Annotated in this window: 19 protein-coding genes; 10 read left to right on the top strand and 9 right to left on the bottom strand. The window is 59.0% G+C overall.

Annotation, left to right across the window (positions count from 1 at the left end):
- Window positions 1-3: 3 nt before the first annotated feature.
- The gene (locus J8C06_RS08695) at window positions 4-246 is read right to left on the bottom strand and encodes a hypothetical protein (protein WP_211428317.1); all 243 of its coding nucleotides are present in this window, start codon (window positions 244-246) and stop codon (window positions 4-6) included.
- Between the two features lie 134 nt (window positions 247-380).
- On the opposite strand from J8C06_RS08695, the gene J8C06_RS08690 reads away from it, so the two are divergent.
- Both J8C06_RS08690 and J8C06_RS08685 read left to right on the top strand, forming a co-directional pair.
- Window positions 381-1676, top strand: coding sequence for a M16 family metallopeptidase (locus J8C06_RS08690; RefSeq protein WP_211428316.1), 1296 nt, complete (start codon window positions 381-383; stop codon window positions 1674-1676).
- Window positions 1677-1694: 18 nt separating this feature from the next.
- A complete protein-coding gene (locus J8C06_RS08685; RefSeq protein ID WP_211428315.1) occupies window positions 1695-2543 on the top strand; it encodes an alpha/beta fold hydrolase in 849 nt (282 codons plus the stop codon).
- Window positions 2544-2644: 101 nt separating this feature from the next.
- Here the strand turns inward: J8C06_RS08685 and J8C06_RS08680 are convergent, their stop codons facing one another.
- Both J8C06_RS08680 and J8C06_RS08675 read right to left on the bottom strand, forming a co-directional pair.
- Window positions 2645-3355, bottom strand: coding sequence for a prepilin-type N-terminal cleavage/methylation domain-containing protein (locus tag J8C06_RS08680; protein WP_211428314.1), 711 nt, complete (start codon window positions 3353-3355; stop codon window positions 2645-2647).
- Between the two features lie 175 nt (window positions 3356-3530).
- On the bottom strand, window positions 3531-4838 hold the full coding sequence (locus J8C06_RS08675) for a PP2C family protein-serine/threonine phosphatase (RefSeq protein ID WP_211428313.1): 1308 nt from the start codon (window positions 4836-4838) through the stop codon (window positions 3531-3533).
- A 253-nt stretch (window positions 4839-5091) separates the two neighbouring features.
- On the opposite strand from J8C06_RS08675, the gene J8C06_RS08670 reads away from it, so the two are divergent.
- From J8C06_RS08670 to J8C06_RS08660, 3 genes are all read left to right on the top strand, one after another.
- Window positions 5092-6669, top strand: a complete 1578-nt coding sequence (locus tag J8C06_RS08670) for an ATP-binding response regulator (protein WP_211428312.1) — start codon at window positions 5092-5094, stop codon at window positions 6667-6669.
- Window positions 6670-6807: 138 nt separating this feature from the next.
- On the top strand, window positions 6808-7743 hold the full coding sequence (locus tag J8C06_RS08665; protein WP_211428311.1) for a DUF808 domain-containing protein: 936 nt from the start codon (window positions 6808-6810) through the stop codon (window positions 7741-7743).
- 30 nt (window positions 7744-7773) lie between these two features.
- A complete protein-coding gene (locus J8C06_RS08660; RefSeq protein WP_211428310.1) occupies window positions 7774-9480 on the top strand; it encodes an amidohydrolase in 1707 nt (568 codons plus the stop codon).
- Between the two features lie 21 nt (window positions 9481-9501).
- Here the strand turns inward: J8C06_RS08660 and J8C06_RS08655 are convergent, their stop codons facing one another.
- From J8C06_RS08655 to J8C06_RS08635, 5 genes are all read right to left on the bottom strand, one after another.
- Window positions 9502-10659, bottom strand: coding sequence for a hypothetical protein (locus J8C06_RS08655; RefSeq protein ID WP_211428309.1), 1158 nt, complete (start codon window positions 10657-10659; stop codon window positions 9502-9504).
- A 218-nt stretch (window positions 10660-10877) separates the two neighbouring features.
- The gene (gene rpoZ / locus J8C06_RS08650) at window positions 10878-11126 is read right to left on the bottom strand and encodes a DNA-directed RNA polymerase subunit omega (RefSeq protein ID WP_211428308.1); all 249 of its coding nucleotides are present in this window, start codon (window positions 11124-11126) and stop codon (window positions 10878-10880) included.
- A complete protein-coding gene (gene gmk, locus J8C06_RS08645) occupies window positions 11104-11802 on the bottom strand; it encodes a guanylate kinase (protein ID WP_246602014.1) in 699 nt (232 codons plus the stop codon). Before gmk ends, rpoZ begins: the two co-directional genes overlap by 23 nt.
- Window positions 11792-12673, bottom strand: a complete 882-nt coding sequence (locus J8C06_RS08640) for a YicC/YloC family endoribonuclease (RefSeq protein WP_211428307.1) — start codon at window positions 12671-12673, stop codon at window positions 11792-11794. Before J8C06_RS08640 ends, gmk begins: the two co-directional genes overlap by 11 nt.
- Before the next feature lie 144 nt (window positions 12674-12817).
- A complete protein-coding gene (locus J8C06_RS08635) occupies window positions 12818-14185 on the bottom strand; it encodes an amidohydrolase family protein (protein WP_211428306.1) in 1368 nt (455 codons plus the stop codon).
- Window positions 14186-14458: 273 nt separating this feature from the next.
- Between J8C06_RS08635 and J8C06_RS08630 the strand changes: the two genes are divergently transcribed.
- The 5 genes from J8C06_RS08630 to J8C06_RS08610 all read left to right on the top strand — a co-directional run bounded on the left by J8C06_RS08630 (window position 14459) and on the right by J8C06_RS08610 (window position 18631).
- Window positions 14459-15931 (top strand): HlyD family secretion protein, encoded by a 1473-nt coding sequence (locus J8C06_RS08630; RefSeq protein ID WP_211428305.1) that lies wholly within the window; start codon window positions 14459-14461, stop codon window positions 15929-15931.
- Window positions 15932-15954: 23 nt separating this feature from the next.
- On the top strand, window positions 15955-16734 hold the full coding sequence (locus J8C06_RS08625) for an ABC transporter ATP-binding protein (RefSeq protein WP_407064900.1): 780 nt from the start codon (window positions 15955-15957) through the stop codon (window positions 16732-16734).
- Window positions 16735-16974: 240 nt separating this feature from the next.
- On the top strand, window positions 16975-17301 hold the full coding sequence (locus J8C06_RS08620; RefSeq protein ID WP_211428304.1) for a lycopene cyclase domain-containing protein: 327 nt from the start codon (window positions 16975-16977) through the stop codon (window positions 17299-17301).
- Complete coding sequence (locus tag J8C06_RS08615) at window positions 17298-17609, top strand: lycopene cyclase domain-containing protein (protein ID WP_211428303.1); 312 nt, start codon at window positions 17298-17300, stop codon at window positions 17607-17609. Before J8C06_RS08620 ends, J8C06_RS08615 begins: the two co-directional genes overlap by 4 nt.
- Window positions 17606-18631, top strand: coding sequence for a ketopantoate reductase family protein (locus tag J8C06_RS08610; protein WP_211428302.1), 1026 nt, complete (start codon window positions 17606-17608; stop codon window positions 18629-18631). Before J8C06_RS08615 ends, J8C06_RS08610 begins: the two co-directional genes overlap by 4 nt.
- On the opposite strand, the gene J8C06_RS08605 is transcribed toward J8C06_RS08610, so the two are convergent.
- Window positions 18628-19509, bottom strand: a complete 882-nt coding sequence (locus J8C06_RS08605; RefSeq protein WP_211428301.1) for an ABC transporter permease — start codon at window positions 19507-19509, stop codon at window positions 18628-18630. The genes J8C06_RS08610 and J8C06_RS08605 overlap by 4 nt on opposite strands.
- Window positions 19510-19675: the final 166 nt, after the last annotated feature.

Here is a 19675-nt window from a genome sequence, read left to right as displayed (position 1 = left end):
CGTTTACCAGCGCTCTTCGGGTGGAACAAAATAGATGCCCTGTGGCGTGACCCTGACGCAACGCTCTCGTTCCAGTTCGTGAACTGCTTTCCAAAAAGCGTCGGGGGTCGTTCCAAACCGAGTCTGGAGGAGGTCCGCCGTGGCCGAATGCTTTGAAATGGGGAGAAAGCCTTCGCTGCGCAGCGCGCTGAAGATGTCGCCGCGCAGCCGCGCTTGGGCGATCTGCCTCGACTTGAGTTTGGGCATGGCTTTGTGGGTGCTTTGTCGGAATCTGCCTACCTGCAATGGCTGGAAAAGGCTTTGACAAGGGGTGCTGAAGAGTACACTGAAGACAAGTGTTTTGGGATTGCTGAAGTGAGATTACCAAGTAAGGATGCCGCATGACGACCACACCAACGACTTCACTCTTGACGGCCAGCGTGCAGCGCCACGTATTGCCAAATGGCCTGACGGTTTTGGTCAAGGACGTGCCAACCCACCCGATCGTCTCGACCATGATCTGGTACCGGGTTGGCTCGCGCAACGAACCGGCGGGTAAAACCGGGCTGTCGCACTTTCTGGAGCACATGATGTTCAAGGGAACGCAGCGGCTTGCCAAAGGAGAGATTGACCATCTAACGCTGGTCAATGGTGGTCGCAACAACGCTTTCACGTGGATGGATTTCACGGCTTACTATTTCACGTTCGCGGCTGACCGCTGGGAGGTTGGTCTTGAGATTGAAGCCGACCGCGCCTGCAACGCGACCTTCGATCCGGCGGAATTCGAGGCTGAAAAGCAGGTTGTGCTGGAAGAGCTTCAGATGTGCCTAGATAGCCCGTTTGATGCGTTGGAGATGGAGGTTTGGGCAACGGCTTTTCGGCAACACCCCTACCATGTCCCGACGATTGGCTGGCGCGAGGATGTCGAACGCCTGACCGTGGAGGACATGCAGCGGTACTACGAAAGTCATTACTGCCCGAATAATGCCACGCTCGTCGTTGTGGGAGACATTCGCCCGGCGGTAGCCTTGCGGCGGATTGAGGAAACCTTTGGCATGCTGACGGCCCGGCTGACTCCCGAACCCCCTCATGCCTGTGAGCCGCCCCAACGCGGTGAAAAGCGCGTCATCGTCAAGAAACCTACCCCACTGCCGCGCTTGACCATCGGCTACCACGCGCCGGAAGTGGCGCACCCGGATTCCTACGCCCTGCATGTGGCTTCAATGCTGCTGTCCTACGGGCGCACGTCACGGCTGTATCGGCGACTCCAGGAAAAGGACGAATCCGTGACGTTTGCCGCGGCACACTATGCCGAACATATTGATCCATCACTGTTTACCGTCTCCGCCGAGATCAAGCCCGACCACCGGCTGGAAACCGTGGAAGCCGCCATCACGGAAGAAATCGAACGGTTGGCAAACGAACCCCCAAGTGACTTGGAGCTGGCCAAGGCCAAGCGGCAAACCGAGGCGCAATTCATTCTCGGCAACGAGGAAATCCTCAACCAGGCCATGCTTTTGGGCGAATATGAAACCATTGCCTGCGGAGAACGGATTCCTGCCGAAGCCCGTGGCTATCGCTACCTCGATGCCTATCTGCACCAAGTGCGACAAGTATCGGCCGAAGATATCCAGCGGGTGACCGCGGCCTATCTACACCGCGACAATCGCACCACTGGATGGCTGGTCAATCCCTGATTGGTTGGTCAATGTCTGATGCAGGACGGAACGTATTTTGATTGGCGCGGTCGGCGCTGCTTTTACCAAGCGCTTGGTCATCCAGATGCTCCGCCGGTGGTGCTCATCCATGGCCATGCGACTTCGCACTTCACATGGCGACACCAAGTCGCCGCGCTTCAAGCTGACTTCAGCGTATTCGTGCCCGACCTGCTTGGCTTTGGGCGCTCGGCAAAGCCGCGTGACATCACCTATACGGTCGAGCTGTGGACGGCTCAAGTGACAGACTTTCTGGAGGCGGTCGTGCGTCGTCCGGTGTTGTTGGCCGGCAACTCGCTCGGCGGACTCATCGCTGCCTGCGTGGCCGACCAACGGCCAGACCTCGTTGCCAAGCTGGTGCTCATTGCCTCGGCCGGCGCGGCGAGCTACTTGCAAAGCTCGCTGGTCAACTTTCCTTTTTTGCTTATGCGGACGCCACTGCTGGGACGTCCGCTCTTTGACACCCTGGTGCAGCCGCGCTTCGTCGAGTGGAACATCCGCAACCGGCTGTATGCCAACCCGGCGGCCGTCACCCCAGAGGTCATCGCGCATTACCGGGAGTGTTTCTTTGCGCCTGAAAACCGCGAAATCGTGTTTGAAGTGACAAAGCAGTTTTATGACTTCGTGATGGACGACGCGATGGCGCGCCGTATCGCGCAGCCGACGCTTCTTGTGTGGGGCGAACGCGATACCTTCGTCCCGCCGCTCCGTGGACGACAGCTTCTGCGGGTCATGCCCAATGCGCGGCTGGAAGTCTTGCCAAATGCTTCACATTGCCCGCACGAAGATCAACCGGAGCAAGTCAATACGCTGTTGCGCGAGTTTCAGCAAGACACCGGCTACAGATAGAGCTTGACAACAGGCAGTTTCTGAAAAGTAACGAGCCTCCAGCTTTGGCGGCTGGAGGCTTCTGTTTGGCGCGATGTTATTTGGCGCGATGTCGCCCGCGATCAGATACCGCGAATCTGGGAGGGCGGTTGTGTCAAGAGCGTCATAATCTGTACCGTCCGCAGTGCGCTGCCATTCGCGCGGGTGAATGGGTAGCGCACCTGCACAACCACGCGCTTGACCGTATCCCCAATGCCTTCCTCCGGGCAGTTGCCAGTATTGCCGAGGTCGTACTCGTTGTCATATTCCCGGTCAAAGCAAATGGGAAGCGGTGGGCCAGTCGGGTTGCCTAAGTTGGGCACCGTGGCGTCTGAGGTCCGCACCAAGACGCGGATGGAAAATGATTCATACCGTGGGTCGAGACCGCTTCCCACTTCAGCGGTGTCTCCGGTGGCCCGGATCATGTCAGAACCCGGACTGTTGTAAACCGGCTGAAACGCAAGTGGAAAAATCCCATCACTGTCAGGGCGATTGCTCAACCGGCGAAATGTGTTGCCATTTCGGTTTTCTGGCGACGGAATCCCACCAAAGGCATTCATTTCACGAATCATGACAATCTGATTGAGCGTCTCTTCCGCGAGGTTGCGCGCCAGAAGCAACTTGTTGGCGTTGAGTGAACTCGTCAGCGCGATAGACATGAACGCTAACGCGCCAAACATCCCGACAAACAAGATCATCAGCGCCAAAATGAGTTCAATCAGTGTCACCCCGGATTGCCGCGCTCGTTGGCGCCGAATGCGCCGGACGGTGTGTGTGACAGCTCGCGTCTTCATCGTGGATAGCCTCCGCTTTGCCAATAACTCCAATCTACTAAGCATGAGCAGCAAACTCAGTGCCACGCGCTCACATAGGCTAAGTGCTTTTCTATCAGATGGCTACCTCCAAAGGAAAAGCCGCGCTGCCGGAGGGTTGCTCAGGAGTGTTACTTTTAGTGCCATTTGAGCCACTTCAAGTTGCATCCGTGGAAACGTCAAGTGCCTTGATGATGACAACTGTAAGGTCATCGCCGAGGGCCGATGAGCCGGCAAAGGCCTGGGCTTCACGATAGACTGCCTGGACGATCTCCTGGGCTGAAGCTTGCCGGTGACGCTGCACGGTTGCCAAGAGCCGCTCCGTGCCAAACTCCTCTCCGTCCCGCTCTGCCTCGGTCACCCCGTCAGTGTACAGTACCACGATGTCACCTGGTTGTAGGGCGCGGTAACACTCGATGTATTTTCGGTCTTCGAACAGCCCCAGGACGGTGTTTCCACAGGAAAGCTTTTCATGGCTGCCATCGGCGTGGATGAGCAGCGCCGGGTTATGTCCGGCGTCGCCGTAGCTAAAGAGCCGGTTTGCCGGATCAAGCACGCCATAGATCGCCGTAACGTACTGTGAGCTGTCCAGGCTTTCCCAGAGCAGGTAGTTGACCTTGCGTAAAATGACCCGGATGGAAAAGTCGTTGCGCACCTGGGCGCGCAAGCAGGCCCGGAATGTTGCCATGATGAGCGCCGCCGGGACGCCCTTGCCCGACACATCCGCAATGGCAATCCCAAGCTGATGGTTTGGGAACGGAATGAAGTCGTAATAATCCCCGCCGACGGCCTCGTTCGGTACGGTGAGTCCGGCAATGTCAAAGCCGTCGAGTGCTGGGGCGTGATTCGGCAGGAGGCTCCGCTGAACCTGACGCGCAATGGCCAACTCACTTTCCAGACGACGCTTCTCAAGCCGTTCCTGGTGTAGAATAGCCTTTTCGATTGAGATGGCCGCCGTGGAGGCAAACAACGTCAGCACTTCCAGGTCAGCCGCTCGATAAGCATTGAGGGTTCGGCTTTCCAGGTTGAGCGCGCCGATAATTCGATTGTTGGCAACGATGGGCACGGCGATTTCCGACATCGTCAGCGGGTCGGAGCTAATATAACGCTGGTCGTTGCGCACGTCTGGAATGACAATGGCGCCACCCGACTGGATGACCCATCCCACGAAGCCTTCGCCCAGATGGAGCATACGCTCCATGGCGGCTTCATCATAGCCGCGATAAACGGTTGCCCGAATCCGCCGGTCACGCCCGTTTGTTTCCAGAATGTAAATGGCCGCCGCGTCGTAGGGAACAAAAGACTTAACGGAATCAATGATGAGCGATAAAGTCTCATCGAGGTCCAACGAAGTGCTGATGGCGCGTGTGATTTCAAGCAGGAGCCGAAACTTTGTTTCAAATGAAAGGGCTTCGGTCGCGGTTGAGGGGGCGGTGTCGGTGGCGTCGGTGGAGGTTGCAGACATGATGGTTTCTTCCCCTGCCATGACCTTAGCGTTTCCGGACTCACAATGCCATGTTTTCACACGCTGACGACCCGTCTTGCCCCTTGGCCATCTAGGCACCGGCCAGGATGGATGGCTTGCTATGCCGTCGGTATTGCTGGACACTCACAAGCTGGCGCGGCGGATTGCTCGTTAAACCGACAACCATTGCTTCCATAGAAGGCTGTCCCCCGGATACGGAAGGCTGTCCCATGAACTTAGGCTGGAAATTCAGATGCGTGTCCTGCTCATTGAAGACGATGTAGCTTACGCAACCGTGGCACAGGGGTACCTCAAACGCCTTGCCCCAGAGGTTGAGTGTCATCATGTGACCCTACTCGCCGACGGACTTTCCCTGGCTGCGGCGGAGTCCTTTGACGTTTGCCTGCTCGATCTCAACTTGCCTGACTCGCAGGGGGTGGCCACGGTCGCTGCCATGTCGGCCGCCGCGCCAACCTTGCCCCTCATCGTGCTCACGGCTGAGCTAGGAAGCGATCTGGACATGCAGGCGCTCCAGGCTGGGGCCGAGGATTACTTGGCAAAAAGCGAATTGGGTATCGCCTCCCTGCGGCACGCCATCCGTCATGCTATGGAGCGGCGTCGGCTCGCCAGATCGCTGGCGCAGGCCGATCAGCTCAACCGGCTCATTCTGGATCACATGCCCGCCAGTATTGAGCTGCTTGACGACGGTGGGCGGGTACAGTTCATCAATCCGACCGGGCTGGCATCCTTGGGGGCGAACGCGCTGAGGGACGTGCAGGGTCAGGACTGGCTTCAGCTTTGGACGCCCACCGCAGCCGAAACCTTAAAGTCCCTGCTTGACCAGGCGCGTGGTGGGCAAGTGGCCACGGCGCAATCCTTGCTGGCCCGTCAGGGCCAAGCCCTGCGGTGGTGGAATCTCAAAGTTGTCCCAGTGCAAGGCGATGCAGCGCCAGAAGCGCGCTTTCTCGTGGTTGCGCTTGACTTCACGGAAAGTCGTCAGCAGGAAGAGCGCCTGCGTCTAGCCCAAAAGGCCGAACTCCTCAGCCACATCGCCGGGGGCATCGCCCATAACTTCAACAATTTGCTCACAGTTGTCCAGGGCTACAGCGAAATGATGCTGCGCACCTTGCCAGAAGCTGAAACGCGCCAGCGCCGGCGGGCAAACGACATCCGAAAGTCCGCCATCCGCGGCCACCAGTTAGTCGAACGCCTCCTGACCTATGCGCACCCTGGTGGGCTGAACCCACGGCCAATTGATTTGAACACATTGCTTGAACAGGATCGGGCCTCCCTAGAGAAGGCGCTTGGTCCACTGGTTAGCCTGCACTTCGTGCTAGCCAAGAATCCTCCATACGTTCACGCCGATCCGGTGCTGTTGTTGCAGGTGGTGATAACGCTTCTGGTCAACGCGAATGACGCGATGCCAGATGGCGGGAGCGTCACCATCTGTACCGACCTGATTGAGCTTGACAGCAACGCCGCCCAGCGGCTGATGACGACAGGGCGGGTCATTGGTGATGTTACCGCCTGGCTGACGCGCTTACCGGCGCAATTTAGCCTGCTTTCCGTGAGTGACACCGGCGTTGGCATGAACGCTGAAACGCTGGCCAACATTTTTACGCCATTCTTCACGACAAAGCCGGTGGACGAGGGCACTGGGTTGGGCCTTGCCACCGTTGCCTTGTCAATCGCAAACTTGGGCGGATTTATTCGAGTGGAAAGCTGTGTCGGTTCAGGCTCACGGTTTGATATTTACTTACCGGCAAGCTCTGGTGATTCGGAAGTGAACGGCGCGCGCGAAACCACTCGCGGCTCAACGTCAGAAACTTGAACGTCCGACGAGTGGTTTTCCACGGCCAGCATGGTATTTTGAAAACGCACTTCAAACGATTGCCGCAAAGCGCTCCCTGCAAGGTATCGGCGTCAAGGAATGCTTTGCGCTCCATTCACCTACCCTGGGAGCCCAGCCATGCCTGGTGGAAGCCTTCTTCTGCTGCTCGATGATATTGCGTCAACGCTCGATGACATTTCAGTGATGACCAAGGTAGCTGCCAAGAAAACGGCCGGTGTCGTTGGTGATGACCTGGCACTCAATGCCCAGCAACTCACCGGGGTGCGGACCGACCGGGAGCTATCCGTCGTGTGGGCGGTGGCCAAGGGGTCATCCATCAACAAGCTGATTCTTGTGCCCAGCGCCTTGGCCATCAGTGCCCTGCTGCCTTGGCTCGTGATTCCACTGCTGATGATCGGCGGCGCGTTTCTGTGCTTTGAAGGTGTCGAGAAGCTTGTTCACAAGTTTCTGCCTCATGATGCGGACCATGGCGCGTCCGAACAGGAGTCGCCGAACGGCGCATCCGAGACACCTGGCGATGAACGCAACAAGATTGCTGGCGCCATCCGAACGGATTTCATCCTATCGGCCGAAATTATCGTGATTGCCCTTGGAACAGTCGCCGCCAAGCCTTTTTCGATCCAAGTTGGGGTGCTGGCGACGGTCGCCGTTCTCATGACGATTGGCGTCTATGGGCTGGTCGCGGCAATTGTGAAGCTGGATGATGCCGGGCTGTATCTCAGCCAGCGTTACACCGGCACACTGGGCACCATCGGGCGGAGCATCGTTGGGCTGGCTCCGTATCTGATGAAGTTTCTTTCGATTGCCGGCACGGCCGCCATGTTTTTGGTCGGTGGTGGAATTCTGGTCCATGGCTTGCCGCTGGTGCATCACTGGGTGGAAGCGCTGGAGCATGGGACAGAGACCGTCCCGGCCGTTGGGCGAGTCTTGGCCTGGTTCGTCAGCCCCATTAGCGACGGGTTATTTGGCGTGCTAGTTGGCGCCGTCGTCTTGCTTCTGGTGATGGTCGGCAAGCAAGTCATTGGTCGGGTTCGGATGTCTCGGGCCACTTGAACCAGTTCTGATATGGAAGTTCAGTGACTTATGAGGCAGTCGGTGGTGTGTTGGACGGCAACCTTGCTCTGTATCGGGTGGCTCATGAGCTTCCCGGTGGTGGCGTTGGGGCGTATTCCGCCTGCCGACACACTGTTCATCAATGGTCTCATCCACACACTCGATGACCGACAACCACAAGCTACCGCCGTTGCGGTGCGGCGCGGGCGCATCGTCTTCGTTGGGGCTAGGGCCAAAGCCCTTGCTTATCGCGGCCCGAAAACACGCATCGTCGACCTCGCCGGTCAGGTTATGTATCCCGGTTTCACCGATGCGCATTGCCACCTGTTTGGCATTGGCGAGCGGGAGCTGACGCTCAACCTCGAAGGCACACGCACCCGCGAAGCCTTTTTGGCGGCCGTTGCGGCCCGTGTCGCCCAAACCCCAAAGGGCGAATGGGTCATTGGACGTGGATGGATCGAGACCTTCTGGACGCCTCCGACGTTCCCCACCGCCGCCGAACTCGACGCGATCGCCCCTGACCACCCCGTTTTTCTCACACGCGCCGATGGTCACGCTGCGGTGGTCAACTCGCTGGCGCTCAAGCTGGCCGGACTCGACGAAACAACGCCCAATCCACCTGGCGGCGACATCTTGCGTGAGCAATCCACCGGCCGACCGACCGGCATGCTCATTGACCGCGCACAAGACCTCGTCCGACGTGTGTTGCCACGCCTGTCACCGGAAGATTACGAACGAGCCGCCCTGGCCGGTGCGCAGCGCGAGCTATCGCTTGGTTGGTGCACCGTTCACAACGCCGGTAGCTCCTTGCTTGAAACCAACATTCTGCGGCGGCTGTGCCGTGCTGGAAAAATTAAACTGCGGGTCTATAACGCGGCCGCCAACCGTCCCCTCGAAGTCGAGGCGCTACTGCGGAGCGGTCCGATTGTCGGTGAGGCCGGCGGCCGCTTCACCATGCGAACCATCAAGGCTTACATGGATGGCGCGCTTGGATCACGCGGGGCAGCATTGCTCGAACCCTACGCCGATGCCGATACGTCCGGCCTCGTTCTGACGCCACCCGATGACCTGCGGGCGCTCTGTCGGCAGGCGCTGCGCGCTGGAATTCAGATTCAAACCCATGCCATCGGCGACCGGGCCAATCGGCAAGTCCTGGACATCTATGAACAAGTCCTGGCTGAAACCCCGGTTGGGCAACGGCAAGGCCGTGACGTGCGGTGGCGCATCGAACACGCCCAGATTCTCAACCCGGCCGACATTCCACGTTTTGCCCGGCTTGGGGTCATCGCTTCGATGCAACCCTCCCATGCCATCAGCGACCTTCATTTTGCGCCGCGCCGGCTCGGCCTGGAGCGATTGACCGGAGCTTACGCCTGGCGGTCACTGCTCGAGGCCGGCGCGATCATCGCGGGTGGGTCCGATGCGCCGGTCGAGCGCGGCGAGCCACTGATTGAGTTTTACGCTGCCGTCACGCGGAAAGACTTGACCGGCTTTTCTGGCGAAGGATGGCACCCCGAACAGGCCGTCAGCCGCCTTGAAGCCTTGAAAATGCTCACGCTCTGGCCGGCTTACGCCGCTTTCGAGGACTACGCAGAGAGTGGGACGATTACCGTTGGCAAACGGGCCGACTTCACGATTTTGTCCGGCGATCTCCTTACCGTCCCAGAAGCTGACATCCTCAAGCTGCGGTGTGTGATGACCGTTGTCGGCGGCGAGATCGTCTTCAGCGCCAAGTGACGCCAAACGATACCAACCCGGCTAGGTGACGAGCCAGATCAGAGCCGTCCTTCCCAATCGCATGACCGGAGCTGGGAGCAGGGCCCGGCGGCTGGGTGGCCGTTGAATGCGCGTATTGATCATCGGACGGAACAGCCGCCACCGCAGGCGCACGCCGTCCAGTGTTTCTGAGACGCCGTGCGCATCGTCATTGGACTCGGCTTCCAAGCCGCTCAGAAAGCGGATGTAAAACGGCCCGGAGTCCACCATGTGCCGCTGCCGAATCATCCAGGTTTCGCCGGTGGACGGCAATGTGACCCGCAGGCGGTGCGGATACTTCAACCCCAACCAATTGCGCTGCTGGGCCTCAAAGGCCACATCAATGGCGTCCGTGACCAGTTGGGGGCGCTCACCGTCGAACACCGCGCCAAATGAAAAGTCTCCCGGCTGCCCAGGCAACGGCTCGTTGCGGTAGTAAATCAGCATGCGGTCGCCACGCCAGCAACGTCCCCAGTGCCAGCGGTTGATGGCGCGGGACATCGGAACCGTGTCGTAGTTGTGGTCGTGGTAGCCGCGTCCGGCAAACGCTACCTGCCGCTCGCGCCGTCCGTCGGCCGCGGTGATTTCGAGCGTCCCTTGCGTTGCGCACACGGGCGCAACCAGATTCCAGGTATGCGTTCCGTTGGCAGACGACAACCGGCCGAGACTCGATGCCGCCAGCGCTGGCGAAAACCAGTTCTCGGTCAGGTTGCGAAAGGTCATCGTTCCGGTCAGACGGCGTCCGATGGCAACCGGAATCGCAGTTGTGACTTCCGTTAAATCCACGTCCACGACGAGGTGATAAGTTGCTGTCGCCGCGTCATAGGTAAACCAGTTCCGACCGGTGCAAACCGTCGGCTGCGTCGTCAAGGCGGTGAAGGTATCGTATTCAGTAAGCGCGTAGGCAATCGGACGCCCGCGGTGATACAGCGCAAACGAAAAGGCCGCGTAATCGCAGGGGTCTGGAGCCGCAGCCCGGCCGCGTTCATAGGCTTCAACGTGCGCGTTGTAATCCGGCGAAAACGGCATGCCGCAGAACCAAATGGCCACCAGCCCATAGTCTTGGTCTTCCGACAGCGCATCAAAGTACCACCACTCATAAGCGCCTGGTTGGCGCAACACATGCCACGCATCGTCAGCGTGGCTGGCTATCATTCGCATAGGGTCAACGACTGGCTATCCGTGCAGCATTTGCGCCCGCAAGGGCGGCGCACCAGCGGCGCAATCCGCCGCCGGTGGCCGAAGCGAAGTGGGGAGGCTCCGCGCAGCTTTGGTTCTCTTCGGTTTTGTTGCCGGGCATTCATCCCGGCAACAGCAACACACCTGGATGAGAACCTATCCACCAGAGTGTGCGCATCCGAAAATCAATCCTGACCAAGCTAAATACTAATGATGCCATCTTCGTGATGGGGAATGGTTGATTCACGAGGTGGCAGCACTTCAAACGGCACTAACCCCTGGCTGACTTCTTCAAGTGCAATCCGGGTAGGTTTGTGATTGGCGGAACGCACCCGCGGCTCGCGTCCCTTTTGGATTTGCTTGCTGCGCGCGGCGGCCACCAGGATCAACCGATACTTGCTGTCGGGAATGGTACGTATTTCGGTTTTAGTTTCCTTGGGTGTCGTCATAGCTTGGGTATCCTCCTTCTACTGGCAACAAGGTGATTCCAGTTTGAAAAGTGGCAACGATGGCATCGAGCGCTTTTTCGGTGAGCCGCCACCGCTCGCGCTCGGCGCCAATGATACAGATCAATGCCTGAAGAGCGCGGTCGAGGTCGTCATTGACGACGACATAGTGAAACTCGCGAAAGCGCCTGACTTCCTGCCCAGCATTTCGCAAGCGGCGCGCAATGATCGCTGGGTCATCGCTGCCGCGCGCGCGCAGCCGCTGGCACAACACGTCATAGCTTGGCGGCATGATGAAAATTCGCGTCGCTTCCGGCATGATGTTGGCCAGACTTTCGGCCCCTTGAACATCAATATCGAGAATGAGGTCTTGTCCGCGGTCTAAGGTTGCTTCAACAAACTTGCGGTGCGTGCCGTAAAAGTGCCCGTGAACGAGCGCCGACTCCAAAAATTCCCCGTGCTCGCGCATGCGCTCAAAGTCATCCGGCGACACAAAGTAGTAATGCTCACCGTCCCGCTCGCCAGGCCGGGGCGGGCGCGTGGTGTAAGAAATTGAGTAGCGCAGATTGTCCACTTCAGCCAAGAGCCGCCGCAGCAAGGTGGACTTGCCGCCCCCGGATGGCGCAGAGACAACCACCAGCATGCCGCGGCGTCGAGGATGCAGGTGGCTATTCAACATTCTGGGCTTGCTCCTTAATCTTTTCGATTTCGGTTTTGACCGAAAGCGCTACATCGTGAACCGTAGTGTCACTGGCCTTGGAAAGCATCGTATTCGCTTCACGATTCATTTCCTGTAAGAGAAAATCCATTGCCTTGCCAATACCGGCTGCCTCACGAACGAGTAAGTCGCGCATTTGGGCAACATGACTCCGCAGTCGCGCGATTTCTTCTGTAATGTCACAGCGTTCGGCGGCATAGGCGGCTTCCTGTGCCAAGCGGCCTTCATCAATGCTGCCCAGATCGCGGAGCAAAGACTGCATGCGCCGTTCGAATCGCGCCCGTTGAGCGTCAAAAACTGTGGCTGCCGCCGCCTCAATCACCGGAATGCGCTCGGCAATTGCCTCCAGCCGCGCCGAGATTTCCATGGCAAGCGCTCGTCCTTCAGTTTGGCGCATGGCATCGAGGGCGTCGAGGGCCTGCCCCGCTGCCGTAAGCAGTCCATTCGACAAGCGCGCAGCAAACACTTCATCCGTCTCCATGGCGGGCTGAATTGCCCCCGGCAGCCGTGCCAACAAACTCAGGTCAAAGTCGCCAGCCACACCCGTTGCCGCCTGGGCTTGGCGGAGCGCCGTGACATAGCCCTGCACGAGCGGGATATTGACCAGGAAGGTCACCGGGCGGTGTTGGGTCAAGCTCACTGTGGCGTCAATCCGCCCCCGCTGCAACCGTGACTGCACAAGCTTGCGAAAGTCTGCCTCCGTGGCTGTCAACTCGGATGGCAAGCGCGCATGAATGTCCAGAAATCGGTTGTTGACCGCGCGCAACTCAACGGTGAGGGAAAATTCATCGGTGGCCACGGTGGCGCGGCCAAAACCCGTCATGCTCTTCATGACAACAAACACCTGTCGCTAACTTCCCGCTGCTTACGCGCCTCCACTGCCCGCCCACAGGGGCTTCTCGCTATGGCACCTGGTGGATGATACCAAAAAATCCAGGTTTCATGGATTTGCTATCGTCTGCCGGTCTCAAGCGTATCACCTAATGGATGCAAGCGATGGATGCAAGCGCCCGGCGAGCGCGCGAAGGCGGTCGCGCAGTTGTTCTTCATCGAGCGTCAGAACCCGTTTCCCATCGTAAACAACACGCCCTTTGACGACGGTCAACACCACGTCGCGCCCGGTAGCGGCCGTTGTCACCGTCGCCACCGGGTCATAAACCGGCTCGAGGTGCGGTCCAACCAGTGAGATACCGACCAGATCGGCGTCCTTGCCGACCTCCAGCGTCCCAATTTGGTCGTCGAGTCCGAGCACGCATGCCCCATCCAGGGTCATCCACTGCAAGAGCGCCGCTGCCGGTAGCATCTGTCCATCCCCTTGCGTGGCGCGGCTCAGGAGCTGGGCAAACCGCCCTTCATCGAGAAGGTCGCAAACATTGTTCGATGCGACGCTGTCCGTCCCCAGTCCAACCCGCACGCCACGCTGGCGCATTCGGCTTACCGGGGCAATGCCGTGCCCGAACTTGGCGTTCGACTTGGGGCAATGGGCAACGCGCGCGCCATGAAAGGTCAGCAGGCCGATGTCTTCTTCTGTGGCGCGGACGGCGTGGATCAGTAGCGGCTTGACACGCAGTACGTTCAGGTCGCTGAGATACCGAATCGCCGACACGCGGGGTGGGGTCCAGCCGATGCCACGGCTGCGCAAAAACTCGGCAAAAGGTCCCTGCCCAGTGCGGAGAAAATCGTCCTCGGCTTGTGATTCTGCGCAGTGGATGGCCACCGGCAACCCCTGGCGTTCGGCATATTCGATGACCAGTCGGAACAGGAGCGCCGAGACGGAATACACGGCATGGGGCGAAACCCCGAGGCGTACCAAGTCGGTTTCGGCTGGACGCTGCGCCTCGATGCGCCGTTTGAGTCCGGCTAAGCTTTTCTTGGCCTGCATCGGGTCAGGACCAAAGACTTCCTGGTAGGCGATGCCCCGCAGACCACCGGCGCACAGGGCGCGAAAACCAGCGCCGGATGTTTCAGTATCGGCAAGCGTGGTGATGCCGGCCCGGATTGCCTCGACGACGCCCCACTGGGCTGAAAGCTCCAGGTCTTCGGCCTGCATCCATGCCCCGCGCAAGTCGGTGAGCGTGCGAATCCAATCGAAGAACGACAGGTCTTCGAGGCGGCCACGGAGCGCCGTCAGCTCAAGGTGGGCGTGGACATTGACGAAACCCGGACAGATGGCGGCATTTCCGAGTGCCACAGTTTCCAGATTGCCGAAGCGCGCGAGTCGTGCCCGGACTTCTGACTCTGGGCCAAGCGTCAGAATCTTTCCGTCCTGGACCGCAACCGCGCCATCCTGGATCGGTACACCGGCCACCGGTATCACCCATTGAGCTGTGTAAAGTATTGTCATCGCAGCGTGATTGAGTTGGTGTCCCCAGGGTCAAGGTACGTCGCCACACACAGCCTGGCCGTTCGGCGGCGTATCATCAAGCACAAAGTCCAAGCTTGGCTATCGTCTGGTCCCGCAGCGCAGAACTGAATTTTGAAACGCACGTTGCCGCTCCATGTATTTTCTTGAAACCTGCGTACCGGCTTCGGCGTAAGCGTCCGCATCACGTCTGGTAATACTACCAACGCCAAAGCCGTCTAAACCTGCTCGAGAACTCCAAGGCTTCCACACATCATGGCGCTTAGTCGAACCAAAAAGTTGCTGATTGTCGGCGGAGCAACCCTGCTTGTCGTCAGTATCATGGCTGCCAGTCTGCTGACCCGCCGCACCGATGCCATTAGCGTGCAGATTGAACAAGTCAAGCGGCGCGAACTTCTCGAAGCCAAAGTGTCGGCTTCGGGCGAAGTTCGACCGGCTGCACTGTACAACCTCACGGCCGAAGTTCCTGGGCGTGTCACCGATATTTTCGTCAAGGAAGGGGATGTCGTGCGCAAGGGGCAACCTCTGGTCAAGGTGGACCCCACCCAGCAACTGACCTCTCAGCAGAGCGCCGAGGCCAACTACCGAGCCGCCGAGCAGGATGCGCGCGCCACGGAGACCCAAGTCCTCAGTGCCCGTAACTTGGTCACGCAGAACAAGGCCCAGCTCATTGCGGCGGAAACCGACCTCAGTCGGCTCAAGGCGCAGCTCGATTTACAAAAAATCCAGCTCCGCCGCACCACCGAGCTGCTTGAAGCCGGTGTAGTGTCACGGGCCGACTTCGATACCGCCCAGGCCAACTATGAGGTTGCCAAAGCCGCTTACGATGCGCAGGTGATTCAGATTGAGCGGCTCAAGCAGGTGGTCCAGGACGCCGAAATTGGCGTTCAACGAGCTGAGGAGTCGAGCAAGTCGGCCTGGCAGCGGGTCAAGGCATCGCGCGCGCAGTTGGTCAACTCCCAGTATTTTCTCGATCAAACCATTCGGAAGTCTCCGATTGACGGCGTGGTGTCAAGCTTGCCCGTGCGCGTCGGTGAGTTCGCCGTTGCCAATCTCAATACCACGGCGCTGATGACCATTGCTGACATGTCAGAAATCAACATCGAGGTCCAGGTTGATGAAACCGATATTGCCAACGTCCGCATTGGACAGCCGGCCAAGGTCAAGGTGGATTCACTCGGTGACACGGAGATTCCCGGCCAGGTTGCCGAAGTCGGTCAAAGCGCTGTGACCCGATCTGGGCAAACCATTGCCGCCAATGCGACGTCCCAGGAAGCCAAAAACTTCAAGGTCAAGATTCGTCTCAACCCTTCCGAAAAAGACCGGGCTCGCCTGCGGCCGGGCATGTCGGCAACGGCCGTCATTACGACTGACACCCGGCGGGACGTCCTCGTGATTCCCCTCCAAGCACTGGTCAGCCGCGATCCGGCCGATGTATCCACCGCACCGACGCCGTCCACCCCACCACCTGCGGCCGGCAGTGACACCGAGAAGAAACCGGCCAAGCGCGCTGAAGTTTCAGGCGTCTTCGTTGAAGAAGGTGGCAAGGCAAAGTTTGTTCCTGTCACGACCGGCATCCTCGGTGAAACGGACATTGAAATTGTCAATGGCCTGTCTGAGGGGCAAAACATTGTGGTCGGTCCATACCGGCTCCTGCGCACCCTGAAACCTGGCGCGACGATTACCCGTGACGCGCAAACCGGCAATGTTGACAAAGCCAAGGGATAATCCCTCAGTACCCCCGCCCAATTATGTTTGTTGAGACCACATCAATCACGGCAGACGCCATCCCCCCAATCGTTCACACCCCGCCGGTCATCCAGACCAAAGATGTGTGGAAGACGTATCGGATGGGAGAGGAAATCATCCACGCGCTACACGGCGTGAGCTTCACGATTCAGCGGAATGAGTACATTGCCATCGTTGGGCCGTCCGGGTCGGGAAAGTCCACGCTGATGAACCTCATCGGCTGTCTCGACACGCCGACCAAGGGCGAATACTGGCTCAACGGCAAGCTGGTGTCGTCCATGGATGACGATGAACTTGCCCAGGTTCGCAATCAGGAAATTGGCTTTGTCTTCCAGACCTTCAACTTGCTGCCGCGCGCTACCGCCCTTCATAACGTGGAACTGCCACTGATCTACAGCGGCGTACCTTCGGCGGAGCGACTGCGGCGGGCCAAGCGGGCGCTGGAGCAGGTTGACTTGGCGCACCGGATGCACCACCGCCCAAATGAACTCTCCGGTGGGCAGCGTCAGCGGGTTGCCATTGCGCGCGCACTGGTCAATAACCCATCCATCATTCTGGCGGACGAGCCGACCGGAAACCTCGATTCGGCGACGAGTCGGGAGATCATGGGGTTGCTGGATGTGCTGCACGAACGCGGCAACACCATCATTGTCGTCACCCATGAGCCTGACATCGCCGCGCATGCCCATCGCGTGCTGACGATTCGGGACGGACAAATCGCGACGGATATGCTCAACCCCAACCGCCGTCACGCATTAGGCAGCGATGCCTCCGCGACCTGACCCGAATCGGTGCCGGGACTTCACGACGCAACCGCAAGCTGAACCGCAAACTGCCGGCGCTGGGACGTGCCGAGGCACTGGCGACCTGACCTGCCTTGCGCGGGTTGGGAGCGCAGTCCAGTGTCACGTTGATTATTTCTTAGGTAAGGAAAGCCATAGACTTTCCTCTGCCCAAGGAGCTTGGATACGCTGGCCCCCAGTTGTATTGCCCCTAGCGCGTTCCCTGGTTATTTTCCTTTCATGACGTACTTGCAGTTTCACCTCTACTTCAGCCTGCCACTGCTCCTCGTGACGGCTTGGCTGGCGCGTGGCAAGTTTTCCCGCGCTCACGCGCGCTGGCTTGGGCTGGTCTGTCTCATTGTCTTTGTCTTCACGACCCCGTGGGACAATCATGCCGTCAAGCTTGGCATCTGGGATTTCCCGGAAGACAAAATTTTGTTCCGTATTTGGCGGCTTCCGATTGAGGAATATGGCTTTTTCTTCCTGCAAACCATCAGTGTCGGGTTTTTGACGGTCGCCCTGCTGCGGCCGCGCCAAACGCCGGACTCCAAGGAAGGGCCGGCATGAAAACCAACTACCTGTTTCACTTATTGGGGTGGATGCTCCCTATCGTCATTCTCCAGTGGGTCATTGGTTGGCGGATTCTGACGCGCAACGCGCGCGCCGTCTTTGTTCCGGTGATTGCCGTCGGACTGTATTTCATCGTCGCCGACTCACTGGCCATTGCCGAGGGAATCTGGTTGTTTGATGCCAATCAGATTCTGGGTATTCACCTTGGTATCGTTCCACTCGAAGAAGTTATTTTCTTTTTTCTAACCAGCCTGCTGGTCTCCCAAAGCCTGGTCTTGTTCCTTCCCAAAGAACTACGCGCATGACCATTGAGCGTTACATTGTATATGGCGCGGGTGCCGTGGGCAGCGTCGTCGGTGGGTTGCTCTACCGTGCCGGCCGCAAGGTTTGCCTGATGGCTCGTCCGTCTCATGTCTCCGCCATTGCCGACCGGGGATTGCGACTCGAAACGCCAACGGAAGTCTTCACCCTTGACGTGCCGGCCGAATCGAGCGTGACGAGGCTCAAGCCAAGCCCAGGCGATGCCATCCTGCTGAGTGTCAAAGCCACCCAGACGGCAGCGGCCGCTGCCGAACTTGCCGCCCATTTCCCGGCGGACACCCCGGTGTTCTGCCTGCAAAACGGTGTGGCCAACGAGCCGGTCGTCGCCACGTCTTTTGCCAATGTGTATCCGGTGCTCGTTCTTTTCAACGCCGTACTGCCTGAACCGGGGCGCGTGATCCTGACCATCACCGACTTTCTGGCCGTAGGCCGCTTTCCGGCGGGAACGGACGCCCTCACTGCTCAGGTCGCGGCCGATCTCACCGTGGCTGGACTCCCCACCCGGGAGCATCCCGACGCCATGGCGGTCAAGTGGGGCAAGCTCATTGGCAATCTCAACAACGCCTTGTTGGCGGTGACGGATTGCTACTGGCAGAAGGCTTTTGCCGATCCAGCCATGCTGGCGATGATGCGGGCTATCATGGACGAAGGGTTGCGCGTGTTGGCTGCGGCCGGCATTTCTCCGGCCGATGTCACCGGTCGCTTCGATATTCGCGCTCAAGTCGAGGCCTTTGCGGCGCGCCGCCTCGAGTTTTCCGACACGCCGCCTGAGCAGCGCGGCTACCCTTCGATGTGGCAGGACCTTCACTTCCGCCGTCCAGAAACGGAAGTTGACTACCTCAATGGCGAGATCGTCCGCCTCGGTCAGCAGTATGGGGTTCCAACCCCAATCAACCGCGCCCTCATGGCGGCAGTTGCCGAGTCCATCCAAACCCGACAGGGCGTCGGACAGTTTCCTCTCGAGCGACTGCAAGCGCGCATTGCCCAGGGTGAAACGGCTTCCTAGCGGCGCCCTTTGATGTAGGGCGTTCCCAGCGCCCGCGGCGGCACAGCCTTGCCGATGAAGCCAGCTAAAACCACCATCGTAAAAATATATGGAATGACCTGGATGAACTGCGTGGGCAGGGAAGCCGTCCCTTGGAGGCGAATCTGCACCGCATCCATGAAACCAAAGAGCAAGCACGCCACCAGCACCCGGAAGGGAAGCCAATTGCCAAAGATGAGTGCTGCCAAGGCAATGTAGCCGCGTCCGGCTGTCATGTTGCGTGTGTAGAGTGAGTTTTGCCCGATCGAGAGATAAACGCCACCAAGCCCGGCTAGCAGGCCTGAAATTAGGACCCCTTGCCAGCGCAGCCAGTTCACGCTAATCCCAGCCGTGGCCACTGCCTCCGGCGTTTCGCCGACTGCCCGGAGACGTAACCCAAAGGGTGTCTTGAACAGTATGAACATCGTCGCCGGAACGGCAACCAGCGCCGCAACGATTGGCAGGGTCGGGAGCGTCTGGGTTTTGGCCAGCGCCGGCGTCGAACCGGTGGACTCAAACAGCGCTCCCGAAACCAACGGCGGAATCCCCAGCATCAAAATGTTGATAGCCGTTCCGGTTACTACTTGATCCGCGCGGCAGGTGATACAGCAAAACGCATGGAGCGCTGCCACCATGAGCCCGGCTCCGAGTCCCGCCAGCAAACCCAGCCAGGGATTTCCAACGAGAGCTGTCACCGTCGCTGCTGTGAACGCCCCGGCCAGCATGATGCCTTCCAGCGCCATGTTGATGACGCCACTCCGCTCGGCATACAGCCCACCCAAGGCAGCAAGAATCAAAGGAGTTGAAAGGCGGAGCGTCGAGCCAAAAAGTGAAAGGAGAAGGAGTAGAGGGTCAGACACGAAAAATGTTACCTTTTCCTGTCAAAAAAAGTCTAAGGTGACAAAAAATGACACTGGCCGGTTGAAAAGAATTGTCAACTCAGGGCAAAAAACTGGGCTGGATACGAGTTTCAGCCGAGATCAAACATTGGTATGAAAGTTGCTGCTCTCATGTTCAAGAGAACAG

It is taken from the genome of Chloracidobacterium validum, assembly GCF_018304825.1.
GTDB lineage: Bacteria > Acidobacteriota > Blastocatellia > Chloracidobacteriales > Chloracidobacteriaceae > Chloracidobacterium > Chloracidobacterium validum.
Note: the sequence above shows the minus strand (reverse complement) of the source record. Positions and strands in the feature narration are given on the sequence as shown.

Coding starts and splice junctions, on each gene's coding strand:
- J8C06_RS08695 (WP_211428317.1), bottom strand. CDS start 246: ATGCCCAAACTCAAGTCGAGGCAGATCGCCCAAGCGCGGCTGCGCGGC.
- J8C06_RS08690 (WP_211428316.1), top strand. CDS start 381: ATGACGACCACACCAACGACTTCACTCTTGACGGCCAGCGTGCAGCGC.
- J8C06_RS08685 (WP_211428315.1), top strand. CDS start 1,695: ATGCAGGACGGAACGTATTTTGATTGGCGCGGTCGGCGCTGCTTTTAC.
- J8C06_RS08680 (WP_211428314.1), bottom strand. CDS start 3,355: ATGAAGACGCGAGCTGTCACACACACCGTCCGGCGCATTCGGCGCCAA.
- J8C06_RS08675 (WP_211428313.1), bottom strand. CDS start 4,838: ATGTCTGCAACCTCCACCGACGCCACCGACACCGCCCCCTCAACCGCG.
- J8C06_RS08670 (WP_211428312.1), top strand. CDS start 5,092: ATGCGTGTCCTGCTCATTGAAGACGATGTAGCTTACGCAACCGTGGCA.
- J8C06_RS08665 (WP_211428311.1), top strand. CDS start 6,808: ATGCCTGGTGGAAGCCTTCTTCTGCTGCTCGATGATATTGCGTCAACG.
- J8C06_RS08660 (WP_211428310.1), top strand. CDS start 7,774: ATGAGGCAGTCGGTGGTGTGTTGGACGGCAACCTTGCTCTGTATCGGG.
- J8C06_RS08655 (WP_211428309.1), bottom strand. CDS start 10,659: ATGCGAATGATAGCCAGCCACGCTGACGATGCGTGGCATGTGTTGCGC.
- rpoZ (WP_211428308.1), bottom strand. CDS start 11,126: ATGACGACACCCAAGGAAACTAAAACCGAAATACGTACCATTCCCGAC.
- gmk (WP_246602014.1), bottom strand. CDS start 11,802: ATGTTGAATAGCCACCTGCATCCTCGACGCCGCGGCATGCTGGTGGTT.
- J8C06_RS08640 (WP_211428307.1), bottom strand. CDS start 12,673: ATGAAGAGCATGACGGGTTTTGGCCGCGCCACCGTGGCCACCGATGAA.
- J8C06_RS08635 (WP_211428306.1), bottom strand. CDS start 14,185: ATGACAATACTTTACACAGCTCAATGGGTGATACCGGTGGCCGGTGTA.
- J8C06_RS08630 (WP_211428305.1), top strand. CDS start 14,459: ATGGCGCTTAGTCGAACCAAAAAGTTGCTGATTGTCGGCGGAGCAACC.
- J8C06_RS08625 (WP_407064900.1), top strand. CDS start 15,955: ATGTTTGTTGAGACCACATCAATCACGGCAGACGCCATCCCCCCAATC.
- J8C06_RS08620 (WP_211428304.1), top strand. CDS start 16,975: ATGACGTACTTGCAGTTTCACCTCTACTTCAGCCTGCCACTGCTCCTC.
- J8C06_RS08615 (WP_211428303.1), top strand. CDS start 17,298: ATGAAAACCAACTACCTGTTTCACTTATTGGGGTGGATGCTCCCTATC.
- J8C06_RS08610 (WP_211428302.1), top strand. CDS start 17,606: ATGACCATTGAGCGTTACATTGTATATGGCGCGGGTGCCGTGGGCAGC.